The sequence below is a fragment of the Microbacterium ureisolvens genome, assembly GCF_015278315.1.
Lineage (GTDB): Bacteria > Actinomycetota > Actinomycetes > Actinomycetales > Microbacteriaceae > Microbacterium > Microbacterium ureisolvens.
This window is the reverse complement of record NZ_JADIJE010000009.1, coordinates 183,155-194,932: the sequence shown is the minus strand read 5'-3', so window position 1 is coordinate 194,932 and position 11,778 is coordinate 183,155. Positions and strand designations below refer to the sequence as shown.

The following is an 11,778-nucleotide window of genomic DNA, read 5'->3' as shown; positions in this document are numbered from 1 at the left end:
AGACCTTCGCCACGAGGAGAAGCCATGGCCCACCGCGACCGTGTCAACAGCCGGAAACATGACGCTGACGCCTCTGCAACATCACCCGCGTACGGTGACGGCATGAGCACCAGCCCTGCCCTCGGCACCCATGTGGTGGTCGTGGGCGCGGGGATGGTCGCCCACCGCTTCGTCGAGAGCCTGCTCAGCCGCGCAGGCGAGGAATGGCGGATCACGCTCATCGGCGAGGAGCAGCGACACCCCTACGACCGCGTCGGACTGACCGGCTTCTTCGCCGGGGCCTCCGCGGACGACCTGGAGCTCGAGCGCGCCGTGCTCGAGGACGACCGTGTGCGCTTCCTCCGCGGCGACGCCGTCACGCGCATCGATCGAGCGGCGCGGCGCGTCACGACCCGCAGCGGCACCAGCGTCGCCTACGACCGGCTAGTCCTGGCGACGGGTTCGTACGCCGCACGCCTCGCGGTCGACGGCTTCGGGCTGGAGGGGTGCTTCGTCTACCGCACGCTCGACGACGTCGAGAAGCTGGAGGCCTTCGTGCAGCGGCGCTCGGCCGAGCTCGGTCGCCCGCTCGTCGGCACGGTGATCGGCGGGGGCCTCCTCGGCCTCGAGGCCGCCGGAGCGCTGCAGGGGCTCGACGTGGACTGCACGGTGGTGCAGTCGTCCGACCGCCTCATGTCGGCTCAGCTCGACCTGCCGGCCGGCAACGCGCTGCGCCGCCTCATCGAGTCTCGCGGCATCGCCGTCAAGACCGAGGCGGTCACCACTCGCCTCGACCCCGACCGCTCGGGTCAGGTGACCGGGCTGGAGTTCCGTGACGGAACGTACGCCCGCACCGACGTGGTCGTCTTCACCGTCGGCGTGCGGCCGCGTGACGAGCTCGCGCGCGGCGCGGGGCTCGAGGTCCACGAGCGCGGCGGCGTGCTGATCGACGCCGGCTGCCAGACCTCGGACCCGCGGGTGCTCGCGATCGGCGAGGTCGTCAACTACGACGGCATGTGCGTGGGGCTCGTGGCCCCCGGCTACGCGATGGCCGAGGTCGCTGCGACGCGACTGCTGGGCGGCGAGGCATCCTTCCCCGGATACGACCTGTCGACCAAGCTCAAGCTCTCGGGCGTGGACGTCGCGAGCTTCGGCGACGCGTTCGCCGAGACGCCGGGGGCGCTCGACGTGACCTACGCGGATCCCGTCGCGGGCGTGTACAAGAAGCTCGTGCTCTCGGATGACGCCAAGACGCTCCTGGGCGGCATCCTCGTCGGCGACGCGTCGGCATACGGGTCGCTGCGTCCGCTCGTCGGCGGCGCGCTCGGCGGCGACCCCGCCGCGTACCTCATGCCCGAGGGCGGCGTGGCCGCACCGACGGGCGATCTTCCCGACGAGGCGCTGGTGTGCTCGTGCAACAGCGTCACGGCGGGCGCGATCCGCCACGCCGTGCACGAGGACGGCTGCACCGATGTCGCGGCCATCAAGTCGTGCACGAAGGCCGGGGCAGCCTGCGGCTCGTGCGTGATGATGGTCAAGAAGATCATCGGGACCGAGCTGGCGGGGTCGGGCGCCGCGCTCAGCAACGCCATCTGCGAGCACTTCGACATGTCCCGCCGCCAGCTGTTCGACGCCGTGCGGGTATCGGGTCTCACGACGTTCAGCGCCGTCATCGAGCGCTTCGGATCGGGCCGCGGCTGCGACATCTGCAAGCCCGCGCTGGCCAGCATCCTGTCGACCCTCGTGCGCGGCCACGTCCTGGAGGGCGAGAACGCGACGCTGCAGGACACCAACGACCACGTGATGGCGAACCTCCAGAAGGACGGCAGTTACTCGGTGGTCCCCCGCATCCCCGGCGGCGAGGTGACCCCGGAAGGGCTCCTCGTCATCGGCCAGGTCGCCAAGGATTTCGGCCTCTACACGAAGATCACCGGCGGACAGCGCATCGACATGTTCGGCGCGCGGCTCGAGCAGCTCCCCGACATCTGGAAGCGCCTGGTGGACGCCGGGTTCGAGTCCGGCCACGCCTACGGCAAGTCGCTGCGCACGGTGAAGTCCTGCGTCGGCTCGACCTGGTGCCGCTACGGCGTGCAGGACTCGGTCGGCATGGCGGTGCAGCTCGAGCTGCGCTACCGCGGGCTGCGCTCGCCGCACAAGATCAAGCTCGGCGTCTCGGGCTGCGCGCGGGAGTGCGCGGAGGCCCGCGGCAAGGATGTCGGCGTGATCGCGACCGAGGCCGGCTGGAACATGTACGTCGGCGGCAACGGCGGCTTCACGCCGCGTCACGCGGTGCTGCTGGCCGAGGGGCTGAGCGACGACGAACTGCTCACCGCGATCGACCGCTTCCTGATGTACTACATCTTCACGGCCGACCGCCTGCAGCGCACGGCGCCGTGGTTCGAAGACCTGGACGGCGGGATCGAAGGTCTGCGGGAGGTGATCTTCGAGGACAGCCTCGGCATCTGCGACGACCTGGACGCTGCGATGGCGGCACACCTCGACTCCTACGAGGACGAGTGGAAGGCGACCCTCGAAGACCCCGAGAAGCTCCGCCGCTTCGCCTCGTTCGTCAACGCGCCGACGACGCCCGACCCCTCCCTCGCCTACACCGCCGAGCGCGGACAGCCCCGACCCGCCACCGACGACGAGCGCGCCGACTCGCGCGTGCTCATCGCCGGCACGACCCTGGAGGTGCACCGATGACCCTCGTCGACCCGCAGACGGCCGAGTACACCGCCCCCGACGGCTGGGTGCGCGTGTGCGCCCTCGACGACCTCGAGGTCGAGCGCGGCCGGGCCGCCCTCCTGGGCGGAACCCAGATCGCCCTCTTCCTGCTGCACGGGCCGGACGGCACGGCGGGCCGCGTGCACGCCGTGTCGAACCTGGATCCCTACAGCCACGCGCACGTCATCTCGCGCGGCATCGTGGGCACCCGGCAGGACGTTCCCACAGTGGCCTCGCCGATGTACAAGCAGGTGTTCGACCTCCGCACCGGCGTATGCCTGGACACACAGGGCAAGGAGCCCAAGAGCCTGCACGTCTGGCCGGTGGCCGTGGACGACGGACACGTGCTGGTCCGCTGGGACGGCGACCGATGAACGGGCGGATGCCGGACACGGCCGGGCGCGTCGACCTCGTCGGCGGCGGCCCGGGGCCGATCGACCTGCTCACGCTGCGCGCGTGGCGGCTGCTGATGCGCGCCGAGGTGGTGGTCATGGACCGCCTGGGTCCCACCGACATCCGCGACCACCTCGGTCCGGAGGTCGAGATCATCGACGTCGGCAAGCACCCCGGGCATCACCCGGTGCCGCAGGAGGAGATCAATGGGCTGCTCGTCGACCGCGCACGCCGTGGCAAGCGCGTCGTGCGCCTCAAGGGCGGCGACCCGTTCGTGTTCGGTCGCGGGGGCGAAGAGGTCGCCGCGTGCCTGGCGGCCGGCATCCCGGTCGACGTGGTGCCGGGGATCTCCAGCGCGGTCGCCGTCCCGCAGGCCGCCGGCATCCCCATCACCCACCGCGGGGTCGCGGGGTCCGTCCACATCGTGAACGGCCCCTCCGAGATGACCGAGGCGACGTTGGCGGCCCTCCGCGACGACAGCGTCACGACGGTCATCCTGATGGGCGTCGGGGCGCTGCCGCGCATCGTCGCCGACGCGCTGCAGGCCGGCGTTCCCGCCGAGCGCCCGGTGGCGATCGTCGAGCGCGGCCACCATCGCGACCAGCGCACGACGCACACCACACTGGGTACGGTGGTGCTGGATGCCGGCGTCGCCGGCGTGCGCAACCCCGCGGTCATCGTGGTCGGCGAGGTCGCCCGCGCCGGGCTGCTGCTCCCCGAACACCAGCTGGCAGGTGACATCGTCCGTTGAGCTCCACCACCCGTCCCACCCTCTCGGCCGCCCTCGACGGCTGCACGATCGTCATCGCCGTCGACCGTCGCTCGTCGGAGCTGGCCGCCGCGCTGGAGCGGCACGGCGCCCAGGTGCGTCACGCCCCGGCGCTCACGATCGTCCCTCACATCGACGACGACGCGCTCATCGCCGCCACGCGCGAGCTCATCGCGCAGGCTCCGGATGTGGTGGTCGCCACGACGGGGGTCGGTTTCCGCGGATGGATGGAGGCCGCCGACGAAGCGGGGTTGCTCGACGACCTCCACGCCGCGCTCAGCCGCGCGCAGATCGTCGCGCGCGGCCCGAAGGCGCGCGGCGCGATTCAGCAGGCCGGGCTCACCGCCGACTGGGTCGCCGAGTCGGAGACCTCGGCCGAGCTCGGCGAGTACCTGCTGGCCGAAGGCGTCTCCGGTCGCCGCGTCGCGGTCCAGCACCACGGCTCCGGTGCGGACGGCCTCGACGAGCTGTTCGAGCAGGCCGGCGCCGACGTCGTGAGCCTCACGGTGTACCGCTGGGGTCCGCCGCCCGACCCGGCCGCCGTCTCGCGCTCGGTCGTCGCCGCGGCGCAGGGCGAGGTGGACGCGGTGCTGTTCACGTCGGCGCCCGGAGCGGCAGAGTGGATCGCGGCCGCCCGCGGCGAGGCCGTGCTCGAGGCGATCGTCGATCGCGCGTCGGAGGGCCGGCTGCTCATGGCGGCGGTCGGACCGATCACCGCAGGACCCCTGCAAGACGCGGGCCTCCAGCCGCTCATCGCGGAGCGCGGCCGTCTCGGGTCGCTCGTGAGGGCCGTCGTGACGCACTTCGGCGGCGGCGGCGCCGCCTCCCTGCCGACCTCGGCCGGCCGTCTCGAGCTGCGCAGCAACGGGATCGTGCTGGACGGCCGGCACATCGCCCTCTCACGCAGCGCCACCGACATCGTCGCTGCGCTCTTCGACGCGCACGGCGGGGTCGTCTCCCGCCCGCGCCTTCAGGCGGCGCTCCCCCGCTCGGGTGAGAACACGCATGCCGTCGAGATGGCCGTCGCGCGACTGCGCGAGTCGCTCGGCGTGCCCGACCTCGTCAAGACCGTCGTCAAGCGCGGCTACCGCCTGAACGTCATCGAACCCGCCTGACGCCCGTCCTGGTCATGGCGCCGGGTCTGCCCGTGAGACCGGGTCCGCCTGCGGCAGCAGATCGGGCCGGTGCGCACGCGTGCGTTCCAGGCTCTGCTCGTGCCGCCATGCCGCGATCGCACCGTGGTTGCCGCTGAGGAGCACCGCCGGCACCTCGAGGCCGCGCCACTGCGCCGGCTTGGTGTAGCTGGGGTATTCGAGCAGTCCGAGCTCGTGCGACTCCTCGACGAGGCTCTCGGGGTTGCCGACGACGCCGGGGATGAGGCGCGACACCGCCTCGATCACGGCCATCGCGGCGACCTCTCCGCCGTTGAGCACGTAATCGCCGAGGCTCACGAGCCGCACGCGGCCGCGCTCGGCGTAATGGTCGACGACGCGCTGGTCGATCCCCTCGTAGCGCCCGCAGGCGAAGACGAGGTGCTTCTCCTCGGCCAGTTCGCGCGCCATCGGCTGCGAGAACAGCTCGCCCGCAGGCGACGGCACGAGGAGCACCGATTCCTCGGTCAGCATCGCGTCGAGCGCTTCGCCCCACGGCTCCGGCTTCATCACCATTCCGGCGCCGCCGCCGTAAGGGGTGTCGTCGACGGTGCGGTGGCGATCGTGGGTCCAGTCCCGCAGATCGTGGACGTGCATGTCGAGGATGCCCCGATCCCGCGCCTTGCCGATCAGTGAGACCCCGAGCACGTCGAAGAACGTCGGGAAGATCGTGACGATGTCGACGCGCATGCCTTCGAGATTACCGTCCCGGGTTCTGCGCCCGAGCCGCGTGTTTCCGACGTGTGACGGGCCGCCCACCTCCCGCGCGCCCCGGCGGTGATGCGGAAGTGACGGAGAAGTAACCGCGCGGGCAGAGGGGCCGAAACACCCCGTTCCTAGCGTGGGAGACACACTCACCCCCAGTGTCTGCATATCAGGGAGGCGCCATGACAACGACCGATACGCCGTCGATGACGGATACCGCTGCTCCGCCCCGCACCATCTCGCCGGTCGACGCGCCGGTCACCCTCACCCATCGTCCCGGCCGCTGGATCGACGGCTGGAACGCGGAGAACCCGACCTTCTGGCAGGCCCAGGGCCGGGCGATCGCCCGCCGCAACCTCGGCTGGTCGATCTTCGCCGAATTCCTCGGCTTTATCATCTGGCAGCTGTGGAGCATCGTCGTCGTGATGCTGCCGGCCGCCGGCTTCCAGCTCACGAGCTCCGAATCGTTCTGGCTCATCTCGCTGCCGAGCCTCGTCGGCGCGACCCTGCGCTTCCCGTACACCTTCATGGTGGCGATCTTCGGCGGCCGCAACTGGACGATCGTGTCCGCCGGGCTTCTCCTCATCCCCGCCGTGCTCTTGGGCATCGTGGTGTCCAACCCCGAGACGCCGTTCGGCGTGCTGCTGCTGGTGGCCGCGCTCGGCGGAGTCGGCGGCGGCAACTTCGCAAGCTCGATGGCCAACATCACCTACTTCTTCCCGCAGAAGGAGAAGGGCTGGGCGCTCGGTCTCAACGCGGCGGGCGGCAACCTCGGCACCTCGGTGGCGCAGTTCGCCGTTCCGATCGCCGTGACCATCGGCGCCGGTGCGACGCTCAACATCGCTCTCGCAGGCTGGATGTGGATCCCGCTCATCCTGCTGGCCATGTTCGGCGCGTGGCGGTACATGGACAACCTGTCCTCCGCCAAGGCGGACTTCGCGGGCTCCGCGGCGGCCCTGCGCGAGCCGCACCTGTGGATCATGGCGGTGCTCTACATCGGCACGTTCGGCTCGTTCATCGGTTTCGCCAGCGTGTTCCCCAAGCTCATCGCCGATCAGTTCCCCGAGTTCTCGACGATCCAGGTGGGCCAGGCGGCAATCACCCTCGCGTTCCTCGGCGCCCTCGTCGGCTCGCTCGCCCGCCCGTACGGCGGCCGCCTCGCCGACCGCTTCGGCGGTGCCCGGGTGACCGTCGGCGCGTTCTCCGTCATGGCGCTCGGCGCGCTGGCGCTCGTCTGGACGCTGCCGCTTCGCAACTTCTTCGTCTTCCTCGGGTGCTTCCTCGTGCTGTTCGCGGCCACGGGCATGGGCAACGGCTCGACCTACCGCATGATCCCGAACATCTTCGCGGCGCGCTCGGCGGCGAAGGGCTACGAGCCGGGCACGCCCGAGGCGACGAAGATGCTCCGCAAGTCTGCGGCCGCTCTCGGACTCATCTCCGCGATCGGCGCCTACGGCGGGTTCCTCGTGCCGCAGGTGCTCAACGCCTCGCAGCTCGCCACCGGCGGCTATGCGGCGGCGTTCTACGGCTTCGTCGCCGCGTACGTCGCACTCCTGCTGCTCACCGTGTTCGTCTACGTCATCCCGCGCGCGTCGCTCGCGAAGCAGCGCATCTGACCCGCAGTCGGTCGAGATGAGCGGATGCCTCGCCCCGAGGCATCCGCTCTTCTCATCTGCCCACGAGGCGGGCGCCGCCAGCCCACCGGTCCGGCGCGCCTCGCAACCCGCCCGTCCGCATTGCGCCGCCGGCCTGCTCCTCAGCTGAGGACTGTTCCCTGAATGCGGATTGTCGCGCCAGGCAGGGTCCTCATCTCGGCGATGCTCCTCAGCTGAGGACCAAGTCTCGGACGCCTCACCTGGGGCGCATCGTGAGTCGAACTCCTCAACTGAGGGCGCTAGAGCACCGGATCCCGGAGCTCAGTAGACGTCGCGGGCGTAGCGCTCGTCGGCCGCCAGGTCGCGCACGTACTCCGCGGCAGCCTCTTCCGAGAGCTTGCCGTGCTGCTGCGCGATCGCGACCAGCGTCGCATCGACGTCCTTCGCCATGCGCAGGGCGTCACCGCACACGTAGACGTGGGCTCCGTCCTCCAGCCACCGCCACAGCTGCGCGCCGTGCTCGACCATGCGGTCCTGCACGTAGATCTTCTGCCGCTGGTCGCGGGAGAAGGCGACGTCGAGCCGCGTGAGGAAGCCGTCCTCGTGCATCTCGGCGAGCTCGTCGCGGTAATAGAAGTCGCTGGCCGCGTGCTGCTCGCCGAAGAACAGCCAGTTGCGGCCGGCGTGGCCGTCGGCGCGACGGTCGTGCAGGAACCCCCGGAACGGCGCGACGCCGGTGCCGGGACCGATCATGATCATCGGGGTGTCACCGGCCGCGGGCGGGCGGAACGCGGGCGACCGCTGCAGATACACCGGCGCCACGAGCGCCTCGTTGTCGGCGAGGAACGTCGAGCACACGCCCCCGCGCGCCCGACCGGATTCGGTCTCGAAGCGCACGACCGAGACCGTCAGCTCGACAGCGCCGGGGTCGGTCTTCGGGCTCGACGAGATCGAGTACTGGCGCGGCTGCAGGCGCTTGAGGACGCCGGCCCAGTCGGCCGCCGTCGCCTGCACCGGGAAGTCGCGGACGAGGTCGACGGCCTGCTGGCTCCACAGGAACTGCTCCAGGCGCCCCTTGTTCTCGCGCCGCAGCAGCGCGCCGAGCATGCTGTCGCCGCTGCGCTCGGCGATGAAGCGCACCAGGTCGACGGGCGTCTTCGTGATGTCCAGGCGCGTGCGCAGGGCGTCGGCGAACGTGCGCTCCTCGCCGTCGAGCTCGACGATCGCATGCGGCGCGATGCCGGTGGCCTCGAGCCACTCCGCGACGACGGCGGGTGAGTTGGCGCACACCACTCCGAGGGAGTCGCCGGCTTCGTACGTCGCGCCCGACGCCGACAGGTCGAACGCGAACCGCCGCACCTCCTTCTGCGACCCCGGTCCGCTCAGCAGCTCGTTGCGCACGAGCGGGGCGTGCACGGGATTGCCGCGGGTGAAGAGTCGCCGGGCGGGCGCCGCCGGCGCGGAGACGGATGCCGCCACCGCCGGTCCCTCGGCCGCGAGCGTGTCGAGGATCTGGGCGAGCCAGGCTTCGCGGGGCTGGTCCGCGTCGGGCTCGAGGTCGACGCGCTCCAGCAGCGCGGTCGCGCCCAGTTCCCCGAGCCGCGCGTCGAGGCGCCGCCCGTGCCCGCAGAAGTCGTCGTAGTTGGAGTCGCCCAGAGCGAGGACGGCGTAGTGCAGCCCGGACAGCTCGGGCGCGCCGTCGGCGTTCAGCTCGTGCCACAGCGCCGCGGCGTTGTCGGGCGGGCCGCCGTCGCCGAACGTGGAGGTGACCACGAGCAGCCGCCGCACGTCGGTGAGGTCGGTGGCCCGCAGCTCCGCCATGCTCCGCGCCCGCGCGGGGATGCCGCGCGCCGCGAGGGCCGCCGTCGCGGCCGTGGCGAACTCCTCGGCGTTGCCGGTCTGCGAGCCCCACAGCACCACGACCTCGTCGGCGGTGCCCGTGGTCGGGTCAGCCGCCGCAGCGCGCGAGAACGCACCCGCGAGCACGCCATCGAACCATGCGCGGGCGAGGGCGCCGAGCGGCGCCTCCGCCGGCAGCACCGGCACCTCGCCCGGTGCGAGGGAGACCGAGCGGACCGTCGAGAGGAACCCGGCGAGGTAGGCGCCCTCCAGGTCGCTGAGCGCGGGCGGGGCGAGGTCTACGCCCGCCGCCGCGAGGGCCGCGTCCGCCGAAGCCGACGGCATCTCCGGGGCTCCGGGGCCGGGGCCGACCCGCCGCAGCGAGACCGCCGCGAACTTGAACTCGGGCTGCGACGACAGCGGGTCGACGGCGTCGCTGGTCACCGCGTTGACGGTGACGTACTCGCCGTGCTCGTCGTTCCAGTGGAACGGCGCGAAGAGGCCGCCGCGCTGCACGCGGTCGGTCACGACGGCCGGGACCACGAACCGGCCCCGGCGCGAGGCGACCTCGACCTGGTCCCCCTCGGCGATGCCATGGCTCGCCGCGTCGTCGGGGTGCACTTCGACGAAGGGCCCGGGGTGGAGCTTGGCGAGCTTCGCGACGCGACCGGTCTTCGTGAGGGTGTGCCAGTGGTGCGGCAGGCGCCCCGTGTTGAGCACCCACGGATAGTCGTCGTCGGGCAGTTCGGCCGGCGCGAGGTGCGGCCGCGCCAGGAACTGCGCCCGTCGCGAGGGGGTCGCGAAGGCCAGTCGAGGGACCGTGCCGTCCTCCTCGACGTGGAGCGACTGGCTCACGCCGTCGTTGAGATAGCGGATCGGATGCCGCGTTGCGGAGTCGTCCGGGGGCGCCGGCCACTGCACAGGCGTCTCGCGCAGGCGCTCGTAGCTCACCCCGCGCAGATCCCAGCCGGTCTGCGGGTTCCAGAAGCGACGGATCTCGTCGAACACCTCGGCGCTCGAGGCGAAATCGAACCCCTCGAAGCCCATCGCACGGGCGACCTGGCAGATGGTGAGCCAGTCCGGCTGCGCCTCCCCCGGCGCCGGGACGACGTCGCGGACGAGGGTGAGCGTGCGATCGCTGTTCACGGTGACGCCGTCCGCTTCGACCCACAGCGTCGCCGGCAGCAGGATGTCGGCGTACGCGGTCGTGGCGGTCTCGGTGTAGACGTCCTGGGCGATGACCAGCTCGGCGGTCTCGAGCGCCTCGATCACGGTCTTGCGGTTCGCGACCGAGGCGACGGGGTTGCTGCAGATGATCCACACGGCCTTGATCTCGCCGTCCGCCGCGCGGCGGAACATGTCGATCGTGCCGGACCCGGATTCAGCGCGGATCGTGCCGGGTGCGAGGTCCCAGACGTCCTCGACGAAGGCGCGGTCGGGGGCGCTGAACACGGCGCGCTGACCGGGCAGGCCCGGGCCCATGTAGCCCATCTCCCGCCCGCCCATGGCGTTCGGCTGACCGGTGAGGGAGAACGGGCCGCTGCCGGGCCGGCAGATCGCACCGGTCGCCAGGTGCAGGTTGCAGATCGCGTTCGTCGACCACGTGCCGTGCGTGGACTGGTTGAGTCCCATCGTCCACAGCGTCATCCACTCGCCGGCCTCGCCGATCCAGCGCGCGGCGGTGCGGATGTCGTCCTCGGCGAGGCCCGTCACCTCGGCGACTCGCGCGGGCGGGTACTCGGCGAGGAGCTCGGCCATGTGCTCCCAGCCCTCGGTGTACGCGGCGATGAAGTCCTCGTCGATGTCGCCGGCTTCCACGAGCAGGTGCAGGAGTCCGTTGAGAAGCGCGAGATCGGTTCCGGGCCGGATCTGCAGGAAGAGGTCGGCGCGGTCGGCGGTCGTGGTGCGGCGGGGGTCGACGACGATGAGCCTCGCGCCCTGCTTGAGCCGGTCGGCCATGCGCAGGAAGAGGATCGGGTGGCAGTCGGCGGTGTTCGACCCGATCACGAAGAACAGGTCGGCCTTGTCGAAGTCCTCGTACGATCCGGGCGGCCCGTCGGCGCCGAGTGACTGCTTGTAGCCGGTTCCGGCCGATGCCATGCACAGTCGCGAGTTCGACTCGATGTGGATCCCCCGCAGATACCCCTTCACCAGCTTGTTGGAGAGGTACTGCGCCTCCATGCTCATCTGCCCCGAGACGTAGAGCGCGATGGCATCGGGCCCGTGCTCATCGAGGATCGCACGGAGGCGCGCTGCGGCATCCGTCACCGCATCCTCCAGCGCGACGGGAACCGCCGGCTCGCCACGGCCGGGCCGAACGTGCGCCGAGGTCATGCGACCGGGAGCCTGCATCAGCTCCCCATGGGTCGCGCCCTTGGTGCAGAGGCGTCCGGCGTTCGTCGGGTGGGCGCGGTCACCGGAGACCTTCGCGATGGCGAGCGGATGCCCCGCCCCGGCGTCCGAGGTCGTCACCGAGATACCGCAGCCGACGCCGCAGTAGGAGCACACGGTGCGTACTTCGCCCATGCCTCCGATGGTCCCGGACGGAGGTTCCGGGGCGTTTCCCGCCGTGTTTCCCGCAGATCACATCTGCCGCACGGTTCCCCGAGAGGCGTCGTGAGAG

General features: G+C 71.4%; 7 protein-coding genes. 5 read left to right on the top strand and 2 right to left on the bottom strand.

All coding sequences use genetic code 11. The annotated features are described in order from the left end of the window. Positions 1-102: 102 nt before the first annotated feature. The 4 genes from nirB to IM767_RS14765 are packed head-to-tail and all read left to right on the top strand — an operon-like array spanning position 103 to position 4,980. Positions 103-2,682, top strand: a complete 2,580-nt coding sequence (gene nirB / locus IM767_RS14780; protein ID WP_194398896.1) for a nitrite reductase large subunit NirB — start codon at positions 103-105, stop codon at positions 2,680-2,682. Continuing rightward, the gene (gene nirD, locus IM767_RS14775) at positions 2,679-3,077 is read left to right on the top strand and encodes a nitrite reductase small subunit NirD (RefSeq protein WP_109210610.1); all 399 of its coding nucleotides are present in this window, start codon (positions 2,679-2,681) and stop codon (positions 3,075-3,077) included. Before nirB ends, nirD begins: the two co-directional genes overlap by 4 nt. Before the next feature lie 8 nt (positions 3,078-3,085). Then, entirely contained in the window at positions 3,086-3,847 is a 762-nt protein-coding gene (gene cobA, locus IM767_RS14770) for a uroporphyrinogen-III C-methyltransferase (RefSeq protein ID WP_109210611.1), read from the top strand. After that, a complete protein-coding gene (locus IM767_RS14765) occupies positions 3,844-4,980 on the top strand; it encodes a uroporphyrinogen-III synthase (RefSeq protein ID WP_109210612.1) in 1,137 nt (378 codons plus the stop codon). Before cobA ends, IM767_RS14765 begins: the two co-directional genes overlap by 4 nt. A gap of 12 nt (positions 4,981-4,992) precedes the next feature. Here the strand turns inward: IM767_RS14765 and trmD are convergent, their stop codons facing one another. Then, positions 4,993-5,706, bottom strand: a complete 714-nt coding sequence (gene trmD, locus IM767_RS14760) for a tRNA (guanosine(37)-N1)-methyltransferase TrmD (RefSeq protein WP_109210613.1) — start codon at positions 5,704-5,706, stop codon at positions 4,993-4,995. Between the two features lie 197 nt (positions 5,707-5,903). Here trmD and IM767_RS14755 point away from each other — a divergent pair, with 197 nt between their 5' ends. Further along, a complete protein-coding gene (locus IM767_RS14755) occupies positions 5,904-7,337 on the top strand; it encodes an MFS transporter (protein ID WP_109210614.1) in 1,434 nt (477 codons plus the stop codon). A 300-nt stretch (positions 7,338-7,637) separates the two neighbouring features. On the opposite strand, the gene IM767_RS14750 is transcribed toward IM767_RS14755, so the two are convergent. Beyond that, on the bottom strand, positions 7,638-11,681 hold the full coding sequence (locus IM767_RS14750) for a bifunctional nitrate reductase/sulfite reductase flavoprotein subunit alpha (protein WP_109210615.1): 4,044 nt from the start codon (positions 11,679-11,681) through the stop codon (positions 7,638-7,640). Positions 11,682-11,778 lie beyond the last annotated feature (97 nt).